General features: G+C 68.7%; 23 protein-coding genes. 4 read left to right on the plus strand and 19 right to left on the minus strand.

Annotation, left to right across the window (positions count from 1 at the left end; all coding sequences use genetic code 11):
- The first annotated feature begins 90 nt into the window (after positions 1-90).
- A complete protein-coding gene (locus ABS642_RS04560; RefSeq protein ID WP_282217255.1) occupies positions 91-1,152 on the plus strand; it encodes an AI-2E family transporter in 1,062 nt (353 codons plus the stop codon).
- 7 nt (positions 1,153-1,159) lie between these two features.
- Here the strand turns inward: ABS642_RS04560 and ABS642_RS04565 are convergent, their stop codons facing one another.
- The 9 genes from ABS642_RS04565 to rpsB all read right to left on the minus strand — a co-directional run bounded on the left by ABS642_RS04565 (position 1,160) and on the right by rpsB (position 7,899).
- Complete coding sequence (locus ABS642_RS04565) at positions 1,160-1,873, minus strand: alpha/beta fold hydrolase (RefSeq protein ID WP_350353402.1); 714 nt, start codon at positions 1,871-1,873, stop codon at positions 1,160-1,162.
- 2 nt (positions 1,874-1,875) lie between these two features.
- Positions 1,876-2,163, minus strand: coding sequence for a hypothetical protein (locus ABS642_RS04570; protein ID WP_350352411.1), 288 nt, complete (start codon positions 2,161-2,163; stop codon positions 1,876-1,878).
- A gap of 9 nt (positions 2,164-2,172) precedes the next feature.
- Positions 2,173-2,841: a transglycosylase SLT domain-containing protein gene (locus ABS642_RS04575; RefSeq protein ID WP_350352412.1), complete on the minus strand. Its 669-nt coding sequence runs from the start codon at positions 2,839-2,841 to the stop codon at positions 2,173-2,175.
- A 66-nt stretch (positions 2,842-2,907) separates the two neighbouring features.
- Positions 2,908-3,489 carry a DivIVA domain-containing protein gene (locus tag ABS642_RS04580; protein WP_350352413.1) on the minus strand — a complete coding sequence of 194 codons (582 nt, stop codon included), beginning with the start codon at positions 3,487-3,489 and terminating at the stop codon, positions 2,908-2,910.
- Positions 3,489-4,631 carry a phosphatidate cytidylyltransferase gene (locus tag ABS642_RS04585; protein ID WP_282217259.1) on the minus strand — a complete coding sequence of 381 codons (1,143 nt, stop codon included), beginning with the start codon at positions 4,629-4,631 and terminating at the stop codon, positions 3,489-3,491. Before ABS642_RS04585 ends, ABS642_RS04580 begins: the two co-directional genes overlap by 1 nt.
- A 5-nt stretch (positions 4,632-4,636) precedes the next feature.
- On the minus strand, positions 4,637-5,191 hold the full coding sequence (frr, locus tag ABS642_RS04590) for a ribosome recycling factor (RefSeq protein WP_350352414.1): 555 nt from the start codon (positions 5,189-5,191) through the stop codon (positions 4,637-4,639).
- Positions 5,192-5,259: 68 nt separating this feature from the next.
- Complete coding sequence (pyrH, locus tag ABS642_RS04595; RefSeq protein ID WP_017202017.1) at positions 5,260-5,976, minus strand: UMP kinase; 717 nt, start codon at positions 5,974-5,976, stop codon at positions 5,260-5,262.
- A gap of 92 nt (positions 5,977-6,068) precedes the next feature.
- Complete coding sequence (tsf, locus tag ABS642_RS04600; protein WP_282217260.1) at positions 6,069-6,896, minus strand: translation elongation factor Ts; 828 nt, start codon at positions 6,894-6,896, stop codon at positions 6,069-6,071.
- A gap of 46 nt (positions 6,897-6,942) precedes the next feature.
- Positions 6,943-7,899, minus strand: a complete 957-nt coding sequence (gene rpsB / locus ABS642_RS04605) for a 30S ribosomal protein S2 (RefSeq protein WP_282217261.1) — start codon at positions 7,897-7,899, stop codon at positions 6,943-6,945.
- Between the two features lie 322 nt (positions 7,900-8,221).
- Between rpsB and ABS642_RS04610 the strand changes: the two genes are divergently transcribed.
- Positions 8,222-8,743, plus strand: coding sequence for a M23 family metallopeptidase (locus ABS642_RS04610; RefSeq protein ID WP_350352415.1), 522 nt, complete (start codon positions 8,222-8,224; stop codon positions 8,741-8,743).
- A 44-nt stretch (positions 8,744-8,787) separates the two neighbouring features.
- Here the strand turns inward: ABS642_RS04610 and ABS642_RS04615 are convergent, their stop codons facing one another.
- The 9 genes from ABS642_RS04615 to ABS642_RS04655 form a co-directional block, all read right to left on the minus strand.
- Complete coding sequence (locus ABS642_RS04615) at positions 8,788-9,690, minus strand: tyrosine recombinase XerC (RefSeq protein ID WP_350352416.1); 903 nt, start codon at positions 9,688-9,690, stop codon at positions 8,788-8,790.
- 67 nt (positions 9,691-9,757) lie between these two features.
- On the minus strand, positions 9,758-10,951 hold the full coding sequence (gene dprA, locus ABS642_RS04620) for a DNA-processing protein DprA (protein ID WP_350353403.1): 1,194 nt from the start codon (positions 10,949-10,951) through the stop codon (positions 9,758-9,760).
- Positions 10,951-12,480, minus strand: a complete 1,530-nt coding sequence (locus ABS642_RS04625; RefSeq protein ID WP_350352417.1) for a YifB family Mg chelatase-like AAA ATPase — start codon at positions 12,478-12,480, stop codon at positions 10,951-10,953. The genes dprA and ABS642_RS04625 overlap by 1 nt, the downstream gene beginning before the upstream one ends.
- On the minus strand, positions 12,477-12,839 hold the full coding sequence (locus tag ABS642_RS04630) for a YraN family protein (RefSeq protein ID WP_282217266.1): 363 nt from the start codon (positions 12,837-12,839) through the stop codon (positions 12,477-12,479). The genes ABS642_RS04625 and ABS642_RS04630 overlap by 4 nt, the downstream gene beginning before the upstream one ends.
- Before the next feature lie 104 nt (positions 12,840-12,943).
- On the minus strand, positions 12,944-13,270 hold the full coding sequence (locus tag ABS642_RS04635; protein ID WP_017830719.1) for a DUF2469 family protein: 327 nt from the start codon (positions 13,268-13,270) through the stop codon (positions 12,944-12,946).
- Between the two features lie 69 nt (positions 13,271-13,339).
- Complete coding sequence (locus ABS642_RS04640) at positions 13,340-13,999, minus strand: ribonuclease HII (protein WP_350352418.1); 660 nt, start codon at positions 13,997-13,999, stop codon at positions 13,340-13,342.
- Entirely contained in the window at positions 13,996-14,727 is a 732-nt protein-coding gene (lepB, locus tag ABS642_RS04645; RefSeq protein ID WP_350352419.1) for a signal peptidase I, read from the minus strand. The genes ABS642_RS04640 and lepB overlap by 4 nt, the downstream gene beginning before the upstream one ends.
- A gap of 118 nt (positions 14,728-14,845) precedes the next feature.
- The gene (gene rplS / locus ABS642_RS04650; protein ID WP_350352420.1) at positions 14,846-15,193 is read right to left on the minus strand and encodes a 50S ribosomal protein L19; all 348 of its coding nucleotides are present in this window, start codon (positions 15,191-15,193) and stop codon (positions 14,846-14,848) included.
- A 169-nt stretch (positions 15,194-15,362) separates the two neighbouring features.
- Positions 15,363-15,851 carry an MFS transporter permease gene (locus tag ABS642_RS04655; RefSeq protein ID WP_350352421.1) on the minus strand — a complete coding sequence of 163 codons (489 nt, stop codon included), beginning with the start codon at positions 15,849-15,851 and terminating at the stop codon, positions 15,363-15,365.
- Positions 15,852-15,961: 110 nt separating this feature from the next.
- On the opposite strand from ABS642_RS04655, the gene map reads away from it, so the two are divergent.
- Positions 15,962-16,744 (plus strand): type I methionyl aminopeptidase, encoded by a 783-nt coding sequence (gene map, locus ABS642_RS04660; RefSeq protein ID WP_350352422.1) that lies wholly within the window; start codon positions 15,962-15,964, stop codon positions 16,742-16,744.
- A gap of 6 nt (positions 16,745-16,750) precedes the next feature.
- Here the strand turns inward: map and ABS642_RS04665 are convergent, their stop codons facing one another.
- Complete coding sequence (locus ABS642_RS04665) at positions 16,751-17,497, minus strand: class I SAM-dependent methyltransferase (RefSeq protein WP_350352423.1); 747 nt, start codon at positions 17,495-17,497, stop codon at positions 16,751-16,753.
- A gap of 71 nt (positions 17,498-17,568) precedes the next feature.
- Between ABS642_RS04665 and ABS642_RS04670 the strand changes: the two genes are divergently transcribed.
- Positions 17,569-18,162, plus strand: a complete 594-nt coding sequence (locus ABS642_RS04670; RefSeq protein ID WP_350352424.1) for a histidine phosphatase family protein — start codon at positions 17,569-17,571, stop codon at positions 18,160-18,162.

Genomic DNA, 18,162 nt, shown 5'->3' on the forward strand with positions numbered 1-18,162 from the left:
AGCACCTCCGCTCGGCACCTGTCCGGCACGTCGCGCGGTTCACCGCGACGCGGCTCGATAATCTGATTCCACACGTTCCGAGGAGCCGAGATGAAGATCCACAACCCCTTCCGCACCGCCCTGGTGGCGACGCTCGGCGTGGGGCTCGGCATCCTGCTGATCGGCAGCGTCGAGACGCTCTCGACCGTTCTCCTGTACCTCGGGACCGCCCTGTTCCTCAGCCTCGGGCTCGACCCGCTCGTGTCGTATCTCGAGCGTCGCCGGCTCCCCCGCTGGCTCGCGGTGCTCGTCACGATCCTCGCGGTGCTCGCGATCTTCGTCGGCATCGTGCTCATCATCCTTCCGGTGCTGGTGAACCAGATCTCCCAGTTGATCGCGCAGATATCGGCGATCGTCCAGCGCGGAACGGCGATCGACGATCTCAAGGACTGGATGAAGGGCTCCTTCCCGAACCTCCGCGTCGACGACGTCTTCAGCTATGTCGAGGACTGGCTGAACACCAACCTCACCGAGATCGGCGGGTCGATCGGTCAGGGAGTCCTGGTCGCGAGCGGTGCGGTGCTCAGCGGCCTGTTCGGTGCGTTCATCGTGCTCATCCTCACGATCTACCTCACGGCCTCCACACCTTCTCTCAAGCGGGCCGTGTACCAGCTGGCTCCCGCCTCGAAGCGCGACCGCTTCATCGACCTGGCCGACCAGATCACCGACTCGGTCGGCTACTACGTCATGGGACAGGTCACACAGGGCGTCATCAACGGCGTGCTCAGCGCGGTGTACCTGTCGATCATCAAGGCGCCGTTCCCCGCCGTGCTCGCCGTGGTCGCGTTCTTCTTCTCGCTGATCCCCCTGGTCGGCACGCTGACGGGCTCGACGATCATCGTGCTGGCGTGCCTGATCCCCGGGCTGGGCTCCCCCGCCACGGCGATCGCCGCAGGCATCTACTACCTGATCTACATGCAGATCGAGGCGTACATCATCTCGCCGCGCATCATGAGCCGTGCCGTCTCGGTACCCGGTGCCGTGGTCGTGGTCGCCGCCCTCGCGGGCGGCAGCCTGCTCGGTCTGCTCGGCGCCCTCATCGCCATCCCCGTCGCCGCGAGCATCCTGATCATCTACCGTCAGGTGGTCATCCCGCGGATGAACGAGCTCTGACGCCCGCTCAGGCGGGCGGCCAGTGGGTCGCCAGCGGGAGCGCGGAGGCGTTGACCGCAGCCACGATCTCCGTGAGCACCCGCCGTGTCTGCGTCTCGCCGACCCAGAGGTGCTTGCCACCCTCCACCGCGATGAGCTGCGCGTGCGGGATCGCGGCGAAACGCTGTCGGGCTTCATCCGGGCGGAGATAGTCGTCCAGCTCGGGCACCAGAACGACGACGGGACGATCCGTGCTCGCCCAGGCCGCCACTTCCCCGTCCGTCGCCCGGTGCAACGGGGGCGAGAGCAGGATGATGCCTTCGATCTCGTGCTCTCGGCCGTACTTCAGAGCGAGCTCCGTGCCGAACGACCACCCCAGCAGCCAGGGACGAGGCAGTTCGCGTTCCCGAACGAAGTCCATCGCCGCCGCCACGTCGAACTGCTCGGCGGCGCCGCCGTCGAACGCTCCCTCGCTCGTTCCCCGCGCCGAAGTCGTGCCGCGGGTGTTGAACCGCAGCACGGCGAGATCGGCGAGGGCAGGAAGCCGGGCAGCGGCCTTGCGAATGATGTGGGAGTCCATGAACCCACCCGCCGTGGGCAGGGGATGCAGGGTCACGAGGGTGGCGACGGGGGCGGCGTCCTCCGGCTGAGCGAGTTCGCCGACGAGTCTCAAGCCGTCGGCCGTCTGCAACTCGATCTCTTCACGTCGTGCGGGGAGCTCGAGCGGCCCCCGGATCTCCATGTTCACGCGAGCCTCCAGCAGTGCGTATGCCAATGACGTCGTGCCGCGAGATCCGCGGCATCTCCCAGCACACCGTCGGCGCGCCAGGCCACCAGATGCGGTGTGCCCGGCTCGATGTCCTGCGCGCAGCCGGGACAGCGATAAGCCTTCTGCGCCTGCACGGCGGAGACGGGTTGGACCGTCCACTCGCTGCCACGACGGACTTCCGTGCGCTTCCACCCGGCGAGCAGGCGCTCGAGGGAATCCTCGGCGTCAGGGCGCGCCGGACGGCGTCGGTGGGAGCGTGGCACGATGCCGGCTCACCACCAGTGGTTGTTCGTCCAGAACGCGTGCGCGCCGGCCCAGCTGCCATACCGACCGGTGGCGTATCCGTTGGCCCAGCGCAGATTGTCGACGGGGTCGTAGCCGTTGCCCGGCACCTTGCTGCAGGGCAGCGCCTGCACGAGACCGCACGCCCCGGACGAGGAGTTCGTGGCGTTCGGGTTCCAGCCGCTCTCCTTGGACACGATGTAATCGACGTAGCCCCAGTCGCTCTCGGCGATGCCGGCGGCGGCCATCCACTCGGCCGGTGCGCCTCCGCCGGTGTAGAACAGAGGTCCGCTGCCCGAGGATTCGTCGCTCGAACCGGAGGCCGCCGCCGGAGCGGGAACCGGCACAGGCTTGGGCTTGACGTACACCTCGAAGGTGCCGCGAACGGCAGGCGTGATCGGTGCCCCCTCGACAGTGACGGTGAGGTTCTGCGTGTCGGCGAGGGCCACGGAGTATGCCGAATCCGGCGACTCCTCCGGAGCCTGCTCAGCCAGCGCCACTCCCGTGGGAGCGACCAGCGCGCCCGCGAATGCCACGACGGCGAGAGCGCTGAAGACGCCGACGACGCCGCGTCGTCGCGACCACCGGCGAGTGCCCGTGCGTGCGGGATTCACCGTCGCTGCGGGCACCAGCGACGAGCCGTTTCGTTCGAGGGTCATGTCGTTTCGGGAGTTCACGATGGATGACAGTCTACGCAGACCTGGCTGAGACGGCCATCAGGAACGTCACCGAACGGCGAGGATGACGTCGATCGCCGCGTCGAGGAGCGCGTCGACCTGCTCCTCGCGGTAGCCACCGCGCTGCATCCGGAACGCGGCCGACCGCAGCTGCTCGGCAGTCAGACCCTCACCGTCGCGCAGGTATCGCACGATCCGCGTGGTCACGTGATCGACCTCGTCGATCCGGTATCCGAAGGTGAGGACACCGGTGCGGGCGAAGCGGTGACGACGCGGGCGAGCGAGATGATCCAGGATGAGCTGCGCATCTTCGCGGGCCCGCTCCACCCACGCGCCGGCTCCGCGCGAGCGCACGACCTGCTCGCGCTCACGTGCGGCGAAAGCATCCTCGACACGCCCCAGCGCGGCGTCCACGTCGGCGACGACGTAGCCGCCCTTCACGAGGGGGAACGAGGCCGTGCGCACGTCGACGGCACCCATCTCGTCTCGACCCGTCTCGAACGCTCGCCGAGCCGATGCGAGGAAGGTGTCGACGGCCGTGCGGTGATAGCCCCGCGTGCGGCCCGTGGTCAGAGCGAACGCCGGTGGCGCCTGCGGCGCCGTCTGCTCGTCGATCCGGTCTTCATTCATCAGAGAACCACCCAGGGAGAGAGGAGGAAGTACAGGCCCAGTGCGGGGATGGTCGACGGCAGGATGCTGTCCAGCCGGTCGAGCAGGCCGCCGTGCCCGGGAAGCCAGGAGCTCATGTCCTTGATGCCGAGGTCCCGCTTGAGCATGGATTCGCCGAGGTCGCCGAGCGTCGCCGTGAGCAGGATCGACGCTCCGAAGATCAGGCCGGCCCACCACGGGAGATCGAGGAGGAAGATCGCGAGCAGCACGCCGGCGGCGAGAGAGGCGAGGACAGCGCCTCCGAAGCCCTCCCACGTCTTCTTCGGACTGATCTTGGGCGCCATCGGGTGGCGACCGAACGCCAGCCCCGCGGCGTACGCGCCGGTGTCGGCGGCGACCGCGATGGCGATGAAGCTGAGGACCCACCACTGGCCGCCCTCCTGCACGAGCAGGATGAGCGCGACACCCGCGAGGAACGGCACGTAGATCTGCACGAAGCCGCTGATCACGGCATCCGCCAGCACCTCGCCGTACGTGCGGCCATCCTTCACGACCATCTGGCCGACGAGCCGCCACACGATCACGAACGCGACCGCGACGAACACCATCACCCAGCACAGCCAGGGCTCGGCGAAGTACGCCGAGAGCACGAGGAGGGTGGCCGCGATCAACTGCGGGACCACGTCGACGCGACGGCCTGAGGCGCGCAGCGCACGCGAGAGCTCGTACACGCCCAGGAGCGCCGCAGCGAGGGCGAAGGGGACGAAGAGCGCCTTGATGAACAGCAGCGAGCCCAGCAGCGCGGCACCGAACGCGAGTCCGATGAGAGTCGCCAGGATCAGGTCCCGGCCGGTGCGCTCCTTGATGCGCTCGTTCGCCTGGTCGATCTGATCCCGCGCGTGGGAGACGTGGCTGTTGAGCTCATCTCTCCGCACGCGCCACTGCTCCCGGATCGCGTTGTGATCCGCGGTGTCTAGGGGCCCGGCGCCTGCGAGCGCCGCCTCGACGGGCGGCAGCGGTGGACGCGGGGGGATCGTCGCGGCGTCGAAGGACGGGAACGCTTCGTCAGCGAGCGGGACGCCGTCGTCTGGCGTCCCGGCATCGTCTGCTGCACGGTGCGTCGGCGATCGTCCCTCCTCGCCGTGTCGCGTGTCGTCGGACATCCGGACTACACCTCGAGGAGTTCGGCCTCTTTGCGCTTGAGAGCGTCGTCGATGAGGTCGACGTGCTGACGAGTCAGAGCGTCGAGCTCCTTCTCGCCCCGCGCGAGTTCGTCCTCGCCGATCTCGCTCTTCAGCGCGTCGAGCTCGTCCTTCGCCTTGCGGCGGATGCCGCGGACGTGGACCTTGGCGTCCTCGCCCTTGGACTTGACGAGCTTGACGTACTCCTTGCGCCGCTCGGCGGTGAGCTCGGGCATCGTCACCCGGACCAGGTTGCCGTCGTTGGTCGGGTTCGCACCCAGGTTCGGCATGTCGCGCACGGCCTGTTCGATCGCCTTGAGCGCCGACTTGTCGTACGGGGTGATGATGAGGGTGCGCGCCTCCTGGTTGGCCAGCGATGCGAGCTGAGCCAGCGGAGTCGGCGTCCCGTAGTAATCCACGAACAGCTTCTGGAACAGCTGCGGGTTCGCGCGGCCGGTGCGCACCGTGGAGAAGTCCTCCTTGGCAGCCTCGACCGCCCGCGACATACGGGAGGTGGTTTCAGCGAGGACATCCGCGATCACGGTGACTCCTATCGTCGGGGTGTTCTGGAAATTCTATCGGGCGAGGACCTCTCCACCCGCTCAGCCACTCAGGCGGTGACGAGTGTGCCGATGGGCTCGCCCAGCAGCGCCCTCGTGACGTTGCCCGCGGGCTCCATGCCGAAGACGCGCATGTCCATGCTGTTGTCCATGCACAGGCTGAACGCCGTCGAGTCGACGACCTTGAGGCCGCGCTGCAGCGCGTCGCGGTACGTGACCCGCTCGATGCGCTCCGCATCGGCGTGCTTGTTGGGGTCGGCTGTGTAGATGGCGTCGACGCCGTTCTTGGCGACGAGCACCTCCTGCGCGCCGATCTCCAGCGCTCGTTGGGCGGCGACGGTGTCCGTGGAGAAGTACGGAAGGCCGGCACCGGCGCCGAAGATCACGACGCGCCCCTTCTCGAGGTGGCGTTCTGCGCGGCGCGGGATGTAGGGCTCTGCCACCTGCGTCATCGAGATGGCGGACTGCACGCGTGTGGCGGCGCCAGCCTGCTCGAGGAAGTCCTGAAGGGCGAGCGCGTTCATGACGGTGCCCAGCATGCCCATGTAGTCGGCTCGGCCGCGGTCCATGCCTCGCTGGCTCAGTTCGGCGCCACGGAAGAAGTTGCCTCCCCCGACGACGATGGCGACCTCGACGCGATCGACGGCAGCGGCGATGTCGCGCGCGATCTGCGAGACCACATCGGGGCTGACGCCCAGCTGACCGGCCCCGAAAGCCTCGCCGGAGAGCTTGAGAAGGACGCGGCGGCGTCCAGTGCGTTCAGTCATGTGGGGGTGTCCTCTCGTCCCGATTCAAGATAGTGCCTCGTGGGCACGAAGAAGGGGTCCGGATCGCGATGATCCGAACCCCTTCGACAGTGTTACGCGCCGACCTTGAAGCGCGCGAAGTCCGTCACGGTGATACCGGCGTCCTTCGCGACCTGGGCGACGGAGAGCTTGTTGTCCTTCGCGTAGTCCTGCTCGAGCAGGGCGACCTGCTTGATGAACGCGGACACGCGGCCCTCGACGATCTTGGGCAGCGCCGCTTCCGGCTTGCCCTCGTTGCGGGAGATCTCGGTGACGATCTCGCGCTCCTTCTCGACCGCGTCTGCCGGCACGTCCTCGCGAGCGAGGTACGACGGGTTGGCGAACGAGATGTGCTGGGCGATGCTGCGCGCGGTCTCCGCGTCGTCACCCGTGTAGGCGACGACGACGCCGATCTGCGGCGGCAGGTCCTTGCTGGTGCGGTGGAGGTAGACCTCGACCTTGTCGCCCGAGATCGTGCGCACGCGGCGCAGCTCGACCTTCTCGCCGATGATCGCCGCCTCTTCCGAGATCAGCTGCTCGACGGTCTGCGAACCGGCGGCGGCCGCGAGGCCGGCCTCGACCGAATCGGCCTTGACCGCTGCGACAGCGTCGGCGACCTTCTCGGCGAGCGTGATGAAGCGCTCGTTCTTGGCGACGAAGTCGGTCTCGCAGGCGAGCTCGATGAGCGTCACGGCGCCGTCCTGCTCACGAGCGACGATCAGTCCCTCGCTGGTGGAACGGTCAGCGCGCTTCGCGTTGCCCTTGGCACCCTTCAGACGCAGGATCTCGGTGGCCTTCTCGACGTCTCCGTCAGCCTCCTCGAGCGCCTTCTTGGTGTCGACCATTCCCGTGCCGAGCTGCTCCCGCAGCGCCTTGAGGTCCGCGATGGTGAAGTTGGCCATGTGTGGTGGCTCCTTGCTTCGTTATGTATGTGTGTGTACGAGGGGATTACTTGGCGTCTGCAGCCTCGGCGGCGGCGACCTCAGCGGTCTCCTCACCGGAAGCAGCGGCGATCGCCTCGTCGTGCGCCTCGGCACCGGCCTCGTCGGCAGCGGTCTCGTCGGCGGCAGGCGTCTCGACGACGGCAGCCTCATCGGCGGCCGGCTCGACCTCAGCCGCGTCAGCGGACTCCTCGACGACGGGAGCGTCGGCGGGGGTCTCGAGAAGTTCCTTCTCCCACTCGGCCAGCGGCTCAGCGTCGCCCGACTCGGGGTTGTGCTTCTGCTGCAGGCCCTCGGCGGCGGCGTCGGCGATGATGCGCGTCAGCAGCGAGACCGAGCGGATCGCGTCGTCGTTGCCGGGGATCGGGTACTGGAAGTCGTCCGGGTCGGCGTTCGTGTCGAGGATGCCGATCACCGGGATCCCGAGCTTCTTGGCCTCGTCGATGGCGAGGTGCTCGCGCTTGGCGTCGACGACCCAGATGGCCGAAGGCGTCTTCGTGAGGTTGCGGATACCACCGAGCGACTTGTGCAGCTTGTCGAGCTCGCGCTTCTTGAGAAGCAGCTCCTTCTTCGTGAAGCCGCTGTTCGCGGGGACCTCGTAGTCGAGCTCCTCGAGCTCCTTCATACGGGCGAGACGCTTGGAGATCGTCTGGAAGTTGGTGAGGAGTCCACCGAGCCAGCGCTGGTTCACGAAGGGCTGGCCGACGCGCGTGGCCTGCTCGGCGAGGATCTCCTGCGCCTGCTTCTTGGTGCCGACGAAGAGGATCGTGCCGCCGTGGGCGACGGTCTCCTTGACGAAGTCGTAGGCCTTGTCGATGTAGCCGAGCGACTGCTGGAGGTCGATGATGTGGATGCCGCTGCGCTCGGTGAGGATGAAGCGCTTCACCTTCGGGTTCCACCGACGGGTCTGGTGTCCGAAGTGCACGCCGCTGTCGAGCAGCTGGCGGATGGTGACCACAGCCATGGTCGTCTCCTGGTTCTGGCGCGATTCTGCGCCGTTGAGGTTGTCTGCCGATCTTCTGATCGGACTTCCTGGTGCCCGGCGCACTCCCGCCCGCTCGTGGAGCAGGACCTGTGGGAGTGGATGCCACGACCTCAGTCTTTGCAGACGCCGGTCGCTCTGGGCACGCGTAGTCACCCCGATATCGAGGTGCTCCTCCAGCATACAGGATGCCGCGGCCCGACTGGCGCTGCACTCCACCGCGATCGAAGCCGGTTCTCCCCCGCATCCGTCACTCAGGCCCAGATCGCGACGCGGCCTCGGCCCGGCCGAGCAGGATGCCGTCATGCGTGCTTCCTCACGACCCGTGTCCGCGATCGTCCTGATCGTCATCTCGCTCCTGTTCACGCCCGAGCGCATCGCCGCCGTTCCTTCCTCCGTTTCCGAGGACGCGCAGTGGCTGTGGCCGGTCGATGGCGCCCGTCAGGTGGTGCAGCCTTATCGAGCGCCCGCCCATGCGTACGGCGCCGGTCACCGCGGCGTCGACCTCGCTGCTCCCGTCGGAGCGGTGGTGCGCGCTCCTGCCGCCGGAGTCGTCGCGTTCCAGGGCACGGTCGTCGACCGGCCGCTGCTCACGATCGAGCACGAAGGCGGCCTGGTCTCGACGTTCGAGCCGCTGCAGTCGTCGCTGCGTCCGGGCGACCCGGTCTCGGCCGGCGACGAAATAGGGGTCGTCGCCGTCGGCGGTCACGCGGCACCGGGAACGCTTCATCTCGGCGTGCGACTCGACGGCGCCTACATCAACCCCCTGATCCTGTTCGGCGATGTCCCGCGCGCCGTTCTGCTGCCGTGCTGCGACCCGCTCTGACGCCGGCGGCCGACCGTGGGCACCGTGGGCGCGCCTGAGCGCCGTCAGGCTCGCGGGTGCGCCAGGCGGTAGGTCGCAGTCAGTCGCTCCGCGGACACGTGCGTGTAGATCTGGGTGGTGCCGAGACTGGCGTGGCCGAGGATCTCCTGCACGGCGCGCAGGTCGGCGCCGCCGTCCAGCAGATGGGTGGCCGCCGTATGCCTCAGCGCGTGCGGGCCGATGGTCTCGGCGCCGACGATCGGGGCCAGCACGCGCGCGACGAGGGTGTAGACCGTGCGCGGCCCGATGCGTGCACCTCGGGTGCCGAGCATCACCGCCGGCGTGGCGGCGGCGGCACGGGCGATCAGTGCGGGTCTCCCCCGGGTGAGGTAGGCGCGCAGCGCATCTCGCGCCGGTGCCCCGTAGGGCACGACGCGCTCCTTGGAGCCCTTGCCGAGAACCCGTGCCGTCCCCCGGTCGAGATCGAGGTCGTCGATGTCCAGACCGCAGAGCTCCGAGACGCGGATGCCGGATCCGTAGAGCAGCTCGAGGATCGCATGGTCGCGCAGGGCGACCGGTTCCCCGGCGCCCGCGGCAGCGCGGTGGGCGTCGAGAAGCCCCGACATCGCGTCGCGCGAGGCGACGGTCGGCAGCGTGCGCCCCTTCTTCGGGGCGATGAGTCTCAGACTCGGGTCGTGCGCGATGAGTCCCTGCTCCTGCGCCCAGCTGAAGAACGACCGGGCGGCAGCCGCACGGCGCGCCAGCGTCGATCTCGCGTCTCCGCGCTGCGTGGCGCGCCAGAGCCAGTCCCGCAGCACCTCGAGGTCAGCCTCTTCGAGGGCGATTGGACCCGCTGACGCTCCGAGGTCGCGCAGGTCAGAGCGATAGGCCTTGACGGTCGCCGGCGATAGCCGACGCACCCGCTCGAGGTGATCGGCGAACGCCTCGGCGGCGATCGCGAGTTCCATGAGCTCAGTCTGCCCGCGGTCGCGTGGCGCTGACCGAAGCCCCGCCGGGGAGGCGACGACGCGGATCTCATGCGCCTCGTGCTGCCGGTATGCGGCGCCAGCCTCCGTCATCGCGCTGGACCTCCCCCTCGAGCTCGAGGAGACCGAGCAGCGCGCGCACACGGTCGGGTCCCAGCCCGGATCTTCGGGCGAGCTCGTCGACGGACGTCCGCGCCCTCGTGCTCATCGCATCGAGCAGGCGGATCCGATCGGGATCGACGGGTCGCGCGGACGACGATGAACCGGCGCCCATCCCCCAGAGCTCCCGTACTTCCTGAGCAGATGTCACGCACTGCGCATCGTATTCGCGCAGCAGTCGATGACAGCCCGCGGATGCCGCCGAGGTCACCGGACCCGGCACCGCACCGAGCGGACGCCCCAGCGCGGCAGCGTGACCCGCCGTGTTGAGCGAGCCGCTGCGCCATCCCGCCTCGATCACCACCGTCGCGTGGCCGAGGGCGGCGATGAGACGGTTGCGCGCGAGGAACCGCCACTTGGTGGGCGCCGCGCCGCACGGCGGCTCACTGACGACAGCGCCCTCTGCAGAAATCTGCCGGATCAGCGACTGGTGCCCCGCGGGATAGGCCCGATCGACTCCCCCGGCGAGGAACGCGACCGTCGCACCGCTCACGCCTAGCGCCGCACGATGGGCTGCACCGTCGATGCCATAGGCCCCGCCCGACACGATGACGGTGCCGGTGGCGGCGAGGTCTCCGGCCAACTCCGCCGCCACATGCTCGCCGTATCCGCTGGACGCACGCGCTCCGACGAGCGACGCCCGCGGCTCGGCGACGAGCAGTTCTGCGCGGCCGCGTACCCAGAGCACCGTCGGTGCGTTGGCCCCCAGGTCGTCGAGCGAGTGAGGCCAGCACGCGTCGCCGGGGATGAGCAGGGCTGCGCCGACGTCGTGTGCGCTGCGCAGTGCGTCCCGTACGGCGCGAGGATCGGCACGCGGGCGCCACCGCTTGCGCGCCTCGCTCAGAGCGCGCGACCCTGAGCCGGCGGCATCCAGAAGTGCGAACGTCCCCTGGCGGGATCCTCCGAACGCGATACCCAGCGCATCGGCTGCGCCGAGCTCTCCGATCAGCGTCCCGGCCACGGCATCGCCGGGCTCGGCGACGACGCTCCACGCGACGCGGGCCAGAGCATCGGTGACATCCTCGTCCGGCCGCAGTCGGCGCGCGGCGGCGACGACTTCGGCGTCGCCCAGCAGCATCTCCATCACGGGGTCAGTCCTCTCTTCAGATGCAGCGCTCTGCCGATCTCGTCGATCCCCGGGTTCTCGAGCTCCGCGAGGTCGGCCATCGTCCAGGCGAGCCGGAGAACGCGGTCGTATCCGCGGAGCGTGAGCGCACCGCGTTCGAGCGCGCGGTCCAGCGATGCGCGGGTCGACGGAGGCAGTCGCAGCGAACCCTGACGCAACCAGGTCCCCGGGATGTCGGCGTTGCGTCGCCATGGTGTCCCCCGCCAACGATCGGCAGCTCGCGCTCGCGCCGCCTCCACGCGTGCGCGAGCCCGCGCCGTGGTCACCTCGGAGCGACCGCCCGCGGTCGCCCGGGATGCCGCGACCCGCGTGACCGACAGATCGATGTCGACGCGGTCCCGCAGCGGGCCGGACAGGCGCGTGGCGTAGCGCCTGATCGCCATGGGCGGACACACGCACTCCGCTCCTCGCACGCCGTGGTTTCCGCACGGACATGGGTTCATCGCCAGGAGCAACTGGAACCTCGCAGGGAACCTCGCTGTGAAGCCGGCCCTGTGGACGTCGATCACACCGGCTTCGAGGGGTTGCCGGAGCGCGTCGAGCGCGACGCGGGAGAACTCCGCAGCCTCGTCGAGGAACAGCACACCGCGATGCGCTCGGGCGATCGCACCCGGTCGGGCCACGCGCGAACCGCCACCCACCAAAGCGGCGACCGATGCACTGTGATGCGGAGCCTCCAGCGGCGGGAGCGATTCGAGAGCCGTTATCGGTTCGCCGCTCAGCGAACGGATGGATGCGACCTCGAGAGCCTCCTGCTCCCGGAGTGGAGGAAGGATTCCCGGAAGGCGCCGAGCGAGCATGGTCTTCCCCGCTCCCGGCGGTCCGCTCAGGAGGAGATGATGGCCGCCCGCCGCCGCCACGATCAGTGCTTCGACGGCCTCGTCCTGCCCGACGACATCCGCAAGATCGAGGGCAGGGTCCGGTGTCGGCCGCGTACGGCCCACCGCGACGGCATCGATGTCGGGCACCTCGACGTCGGCGCCGTGCCACACCGCGACCTCGGCGAGCGTCCCGGCAGCCCGCACCTCGACGCCAGGCACCAGCCGCGCCTCGGCCTCGTTCCCTCTCGGCACGATGATGCGCTCGAAGCCCGCCCTGGCCGCCGCGAACACCGCGGGCAGGACGCCGGGGACCGGCCGGATGCGTCCGTCGAGCCCCAACTCGCCGATGTGGACGGTGTCGGCGATCGAACGGCGTTCGAGCGCGCCGCCGGCGGCCAGCGTCGAGACCGCGATGCCGAGATCGAACCCCGCGCCGTGCTTCGGAAGGCTCGCCGGCGAGAGGTTCACCGTGAGCCGGCGCCGCGGGAGGTCGAGACCCGCGTTCTTGCAGGCGTTGTGCACGCGCTGGACCGCTTCGCCGAGCGACTTGTCGGGAAGACCGATGATCTTGAACTCCGGAGTCTGATTCGAGAGATCGGCCTCGACCTCGACCATGTGGCCGTCGACGCCGGTGAGCGCGACCGCCCAGGTCCGCGCGGTGCTCATGCGATGTCCACGAGATGCTCGAGCGCACCGATGGACGGGTCGGCCCCGATGATGCCGATCGCCTCGATCCGCAGATCGAGTCCGCGCGCGAGCTCGGGGTGCTGGGCTCGCCAGGCGAAGGCGAGACCCCAGAGACGCCGCCTCTTCCGATCGTCGATCGCCTCGAACGGGTGCCCGTAGGCCGCAGAGCGCCGCGTCTTCACCTCGACCACGGCCAGATGCGCGCCGTGGGACGCGACGATGTCGATCTCGCCCTGCGTGCACCGCCAGTTCCGGTCCAGCACGGTGTAGCCGTGCCGGATCAGGTGCTGCGCCGCGCGCTCTTCACCGGCTCTTCCGAGTTCGTCCTTCGCTGCCATGCCGACAGCTTCGCGCCTGGTCTCGGCACGAGGCGGCGAGGATCAGAGAAGGTCCCGGCGCCTCGGGAGAAGCTCCCCGATCGGAGACTTGTGGAGAGAGGGTGTCACTCGCCGTCGAGCGAGAGCTCCTGCGGCAGCTCGAACTCCCGCCGCTGGAGCTCCTCGACATTGACGTCCTTGAAGGTGAGCACCCGCACGGCCTTGACGAAGCGGTCGGCGCGGTAGATGTCCCACACCCACACGTCGGTCATCGAGATCTCGAAGTAGAAGTCGTGCTCGGTGTCGCGGCGTACGACGTTGACCTCATTGGCCAGATAGAACCGACGCTCGGTCTCGACGACGTACTGGAACTGGGACACGACGTCCCGGTACTCACGGAACAGAGCAAGCTCGAGCTCGCGGTCGTAGTCGTCGAAGGCTTCCTCATCCATGATGTGTCCATCCTAGAGTCGCTCGACCCCCGGTGCGGCATCCGTGCAAGCGAAGACGACCGCCTCCGGTCAGAACAGCGTCGGAGCGTCCGTGATCGCCCAGGAAGCACGATGGAAAGGCGAGAGCCCGACCGCACGGATCGCCTCACGGTGCTCGAGACTCGCGTAGCCCTTGTTCCGGTCCCATTGGTACTCGCTGTGGCTGCCGTGCAGCTCGGTCATCAGGCCGTCGCGCGCCACCTTCGCGATCACGGATGCCGCCGACACCGACGCGCAGTCGCGGTCGGCCTTGATGACGGGCCTCACCCGCAGGGGCACCGGGTGCACCTTCGACACGTAGTCGTGGTTTCCGTCGAGCAGGACGAGCGCGTTCTCAACCCCGACTCCCTGGTCGACCACCGCCTGCACGGCGCGCGACGCCGCCAGACCGAGCGCCCGCATGATGCCGACCTCGTCGATCTCCGCCGCACTCGCCCATCCGACCGCGGAAGCCTGCACCCACGCGGCCGCCCGAGCCGCGACCTCGGGCCGGCGTTTCTCGGTGACGAGCTTCGAGTCGCGGAGCCCCTCGGGCACGCGTCTGCGAGCACCGGCCGCATCCATGACCGCCGCGCCGACGGCGACGGGTCCGGCCAGCGCTCCCCGCCCCACCTCGTCGAGGGAGATGATCAGGTCGCACTCCCCCAGGAGCTTGCGCTCCAGGGTCAGTCTCGGCGTGGCGACGGTCATTCCGGGGCAGGGACGCCGTTGAAGATCTGGTGGTGACCGTCGATGGCACCCATCCGATCGAACGGCCAGGTGGTGAGGAAGGCCTTGCCGACGATATTCGCCAGCGGCACGAATCCGCCGCTGGGCAGCTCCTGGTGCGCTCGCGAGTCGCGGGAACGGTCACGGTTGTCGCCGAGCAGCCAGACGGATTCCTCCGGCACGACGACATCGAACGGCTCATTGGAGGCGGCGGTGTCGCCCTCTGGCAGGTTCAGGTAGCTGAGTTCGTCGATCGGCGCACCGTTGATCGTGATCTGGCCGAGCGCGTTGCAGCACACGACGCGGTCGCCGGCCACCCCGATCACCCGCTTGACGAGATGGTCCTGCGAATCCGTCGCCGAGATGCCGACGAAGTTCAGGATCCAGTCGACGGCCTCCACGAGAGGAGGCTGAGCCGGTGTCTGAGGCTGCGCGTCGAGCCATCCGCCCGGATCCTTGAAGACCACGACGTCGCCGCGCTCGTAGCCGGTCCATCGCGGCGTGAGCTCGTCGACGAGAATGCGATCGTTGATGAGCAGCGTGCGCTCCATCGATGCGGAGGGGATGTAGAACGAACGCACGACGAAGGACTTGACCACGAACGAGACCAGCGCGGCGATCAGGATGATGACGAGAACGTCGCGGAGGAAGACGAGGAACCCCCGACGGCGTCTGGACCCGGACGCGGTCGCGGTCGGAGAGTCGGTCATGAGGTTCCTTCGCAGTCTGACACCGCCGAGATCGCGGCCGTATCAAGGTTCGCACACCCGGGACACAACAAAGCACCCCGGGACATCGTGTCCCGGGGTGCTGTGGAGTTGCTGCGACTCAGCGGTCGCGCTTCTCCTTGATCTTCGCCTTCTTGCCACGGAGCTGGCGGAGGTAGTAGAGCTTCGCGCGACGCACGTCACCGCGGGTGACGACCTCGATGTGGTCGATCACCGGGGAGTGCACCGGGAAGGTGCGCTCGACGCCCACCTGGAAGCTGATCTTGCGGACGCAGAAGGTCTCGCGCACGCCGTCGCCCTGGCGGCCGATGACGACGCCCTGGAAGACCTGGATACGGGAGCGGTTGCCCTCGGTGATGTTCACGTGGACCTTCACGTTGTCACCGGGGTGGAAGTCGGGGATGTCGGAGCGGAGTGATGCCGCGTCGACAGCGTCGAGGATCTGCATGATCGTCTCTCTCTGCACTCGCCACAGGTCGGATGCATGTTTTCGGAAGGAACAAGAAAAGGGATGTGCCGTACGGCGCTGACGCGTCCGCGGGCTCCCCTGTGGCAGAGCCGGTCACGGCACAAACATTCATTCTGCCACGGATGCAGTCCGCGGCCAAAACGACGCGTCAGTCGCGGTTCTCTGTCTCCTTGACCACGATGACCTCGTGCGCCCGCGTCTGCGGGGCCTGCTCTTCCGGCGTCGGGATGGTCGACCAGGAGATCGTCTCCCGCAACCGCGCGCCGCTCCCCTTCGCTTCGTTCCAGAGCTGCCAGAGCTGCAGCCAGACGAGACCGATCCCGACGATGATCGCGGCCGCGAGCAGCCACCCGAAGGCGCCGTCGATGAAGAACCCCACGGCGATCGTCAGACCGTGCCAGAGCGTGAATCCGGCGACGTCCCACCAGGAGACAGCCCGCTCGACGCGCACGGACGGCCGGGAGCGGGTCAGGAGCGTGAGCACCAGCTGGCCGACGAAGACCGACGGCATGGCGATCAGCAGCACCCAGAGGATCGACCAGCCGCCCTGGAAGACTCCCCATCCGATCAGCAGCCACAGGGGCAGCACGAACGCTGCCGGCAGGAGCCAGCGGAAGAACGCCTGACGCAACCACATGCTCAGATCGTACGACGCCGACCATGCGCCTGCCCCGGTGTTCGCTGTGAGCGCGCGGGGCTCCGGTGCTGTCGCATCAGGGAGAATGGGACGGACGAGAGGACACCCCGATGATCGAACTGCGCACCCCTGCCGAGATCGATGAGATGCGCGCCGCCGGACGCTTCGTGGCCGAGACCCTGGCGACCCTGCGCGACGAGACGAAGGTGGGGACCAACCTGCTCTCGATCGACCGCCGCGCACACGACATGATCCGCAAGGCCGGGGCGGAGTCCTGCTACATCGACTATCACCCGTCCTTCGGGGCGAGCCCCTTCGGCAAGGTCATCTGCACATCGGTCAACGACGCCGTCCTGCATGGTCTCCCCCACGACTACACCCTGCGCGACGGCGATCTCGTCACCCTCGACTTCGCCGTCTCCGTCGACGGCTGGGTCGCGGACTCGGCCGTCTCGTTCATCGTCGGCACGCCGCGCGAAGAGGACCTCCGTCTCATCGACACGACCGAGCGGGCACTCGATGCCGCGATCGCCACCTCGGTCGTGGGCAACCGCATCGGAGACATCTCGGCCGCCGTCGCCGAGGTCGCTCACGGCGAGGGCTACTCGATCAACACCGACTTCGGCGGCCACGGCGTCGGCCGCACGATGCACGGGGATCCGCACGTCGCGAACGACGGTCGCGCCGGCCGCGGCTTCCCTCTCCGCTCGGGCCTCGTCCTGGCTCTCGAGCCCTGGTTCCTCGCGACGACCGATGAGCTGGTGACGGATCCGGACGGCTGGACGCTGCGCAGCGTCGACGGCTCACGCGGCGCGCACTCCGAACACACCATCGCGATCACCGAGAACGGTCCGATCATCCTGACCGATCGTTCCTTCCTCGGCGTCGTCTGACGGTTCTCAGACCGGAGCCGCGAGGCGGTAGACGAACACGTCGGTCACCTGGGGAACATCGAACTCCGTTCGACCGCGCGTGGCAGGCGCGTCGTCCAGGACCTGTTCGACCGCGGCGATCATGCGTGCTCGCTCGACGTCATCGGCGACGAGGAAACTGCTCACGGTCCCCCAGCGCCGCAGGTAGTGCTCGCGGGACACCGTCTCCGTCCAGCGGACCTCCTCACGCCGCACGAACTCGAACCCCGGAAGCTCCTCGTCCGCGGTGTCCGTCGTCGCATCGGATTCGCCGACCGCGGGGTGCGCGATCCGGTGGCACGCGCGATCCCACTCGCACCCGGGGTCCGAATGGTTCCAGAGGAGCCCGAGCGTCCCTCCCGGCACGAGCACACGCGCGATCTCGGCGCAGGCGCTTTCCCGGTCGAACCAGTGGAAGGCCTGGGCGACCGTCACCACGTCGATCGTGGCGTCGGCAGCGGGAATCTCCTCCGCTGTGCCGATGTGCGCCTCGACCCGAGGCAGCTTGCTCCGGAGCACCGCGAGCATCCGGTCCGACGGCTCGACGGCGACGACCCGCGTCGCGCGAACCGGAAGCAGCTCGGTGAACTTGCCGGTTCCCGCGCCCAGATCGAGCACGGCCTCGACTCTCCCCGGGATGACGATGGCCGCCGCACGATCGGGGAACCCCGGTCGGTAGCGGTCGTAGTCATCTCCGATGCATTCGAAGGAGCGGGCGAGTGCGTCGACGGCCATGATCCGACGGTATCAGCGGCGCCGGAATCATCCGCACGCCGACCGCGGCCGGGGTGTGTCATTCTGAGTCCATGATTCCGCAGGACCGCCACGTGCCGGAGCGTGTCTTCCTGGCGCGGCACGGCCAGACCACCTGGAATCTCGAACATCGCCTGCAAGGACAACTCGACTCTCCTCTCACCGATGACGGCGTCGCTCAGGCCGAATCCATGGCGCGACGTCTGGTCGGTTCGGGCATCGGCACCGTGTGCTCGAGTCCGCTCGGACGAGCGCTGCGCACCGCCCGGATCATCGCCGAGAGCCTCGGCGTCGCGGTCGTCGAAGTCCCGGAACTGGCGGAGCTCGACCACGGGAAGCTCGCCGGCATGACCTGGGAGGAGATCGACGAGCAGTATCCGACCGCGCGCGAGGAGCGCGCCGACAACCGCTGGGGGTGGGCGTTCCCCGGAGGCGAGAGCTATGCCCAGGCGCGCGCCAGGGCACGGAAGGCGCTCAGCACCTGCGGATGGGCGTCGGACGGCATCCCGCTGCTGGTGAGTCACGAGATGATCGGGCGGATGCTGCGCGCCGAGCTGCGAGGCCTCGATCCGAACGGCGCGCTGGCGCTGCGGCATCCGCCCGGAGTGATCTTCGAGATCGAGCGCGGTGCGGAGCGCATGCTCTGA

The sequence above is a fragment of the Microbacterium sp. A8/3-1 genome (assembly GCF_040267695.1).
In the GTDB taxonomy this organism is placed as follows: domain Bacteria; phylum Actinomycetota; class Actinomycetes; order Actinomycetales; family Microbacteriaceae; genus Microbacterium; species Microbacterium luteolum.

What these genes read in the sequence shown, in the direction of transcription:
- ABS642_RS04560 (WP_282217255.1), top strand. Translation starts at nt 91, where the DNA reads ATGAAGATCCACAACCCCTTCCGCACCGCCCTGGTGGCGACGCTCGGC.
- ABS642_RS04565 (WP_350353402.1), bottom strand. Translation starts at nt 1,873, where the DNA reads ATGGAGATCCGGGGGCCGCTCGAGCTCCCCGCACGACGTGAAGAGATC.
- ABS642_RS04575 (WP_350352412.1), bottom strand. Translation starts at nt 2,841, where the DNA reads ATGACCCTCGAACGAAACGGCTCGTCGCTGGTGCCCGCAGCGACGGTG.
- ABS642_RS04580 (WP_350352413.1), bottom strand. Translation starts at nt 3,489, where the DNA reads ATGAATGAAGACCGGATCGACGAGCAGACGGCGCCGCAGGCGCCACCG.
- ABS642_RS04585 (WP_282217259.1), bottom strand. Translation starts at nt 4,631, where the DNA reads ATGTCCGACGACACGCGACACGGCGAGGAGGGACGATCGCCGACGCAC.
- pyrH (WP_017202017.1), bottom strand. Translation starts at nt 5,976, where the DNA reads ATGACTGAACGCACTGGACGCCGCCGCGTCCTTCTCAAGCTCTCCGGC.
- tsf (WP_282217260.1), bottom strand. Translation starts at nt 6,896, where the DNA reads ATGGCCAACTTCACCATCGCGGACCTCAAGGCGCTGCGGGAGCAGCTC.
- rpsB (WP_282217261.1), bottom strand. Translation starts at nt 7,899, where the DNA reads ATGGCTGTGGTCACCATCCGCCAGCTGCTCGACAGCGGCGTGCACTTC.
- ABS642_RS04610 (WP_350352415.1), top strand. Translation starts at nt 8,222, where the DNA reads ATGCGTGCTTCCTCACGACCCGTGTCCGCGATCGTCCTGATCGTCATC.
- ABS642_RS04615 (WP_350352416.1), bottom strand. Translation starts at nt 9,690, where the DNA reads ATGGAACTCGCGATCGCCGCCGAGGCGTTCGCCGATCACCTCGAGCGG.
- dprA (WP_350353403.1), bottom strand. Translation starts at nt 10,951, where the DNA reads ATGGAGATGCTGCTGGGCGACGCCGAAGTCGTCGCCGCCGCGCGCCGA.
- ABS642_RS04625 (WP_350352417.1), bottom strand. Translation starts at nt 12,480, where the DNA reads ATGAGCACCGCGCGGACCTGGGCGGTCGCGCTCACCGGCGTCGACGGC.
- ABS642_RS04630 (WP_282217266.1), bottom strand. Translation starts at nt 12,839, where the DNA reads ATGGCAGCGAAGGACGAACTCGGAAGAGCCGGTGAAGAGCGCGCGGCG.
- ABS642_RS04635 (WP_017830719.1), bottom strand. Translation starts at nt 13,270, where the DNA reads ATGGATGAGGAAGCCTTCGACGACTACGACCGCGAGCTCGAGCTTGCT.
- ABS642_RS04640 (WP_350352418.1), bottom strand. Translation starts at nt 13,999, where the DNA reads ATGACCGTCGCCACGCCGAGACTGACCCTGGAGCGCAAGCTCCTGGGG.
- lepB (WP_350352419.1), bottom strand. Translation starts at nt 14,727, where the DNA reads ATGACCGACTCTCCGACCGCGACCGCGTCCGGGTCCAGACGCCGTCGG.
- rplS (WP_350352420.1), bottom strand. Translation starts at nt 15,193, where the DNA reads ATGCAGATCCTCGACGCTGTCGACGCGGCATCACTCCGCTCCGACATC.
- ABS642_RS04655 (WP_350352421.1), bottom strand. Translation starts at nt 15,851, where the DNA reads ATGTGGTTGCGTCAGGCGTTCTTCCGCTGGCTCCTGCCGGCAGCGTTC.
- map (WP_350352422.1), top strand. Translation starts at nt 15,962, where the DNA reads ATGATCGAACTGCGCACCCCTGCCGAGATCGATGAGATGCGCGCCGCC.
- ABS642_RS04665 (WP_350352423.1), bottom strand. Translation starts at nt 17,497, where the DNA reads ATGGCCGTCGACGCACTCGCCCGCTCCTTCGAATGCATCGGAGATGAC.
- ABS642_RS04670 (WP_350352424.1), top strand. Translation starts at nt 17,569, where the DNA reads ATGATTCCGCAGGACCGCCACGTGCCGGAGCGTGTCTTCCTGGCGCGG.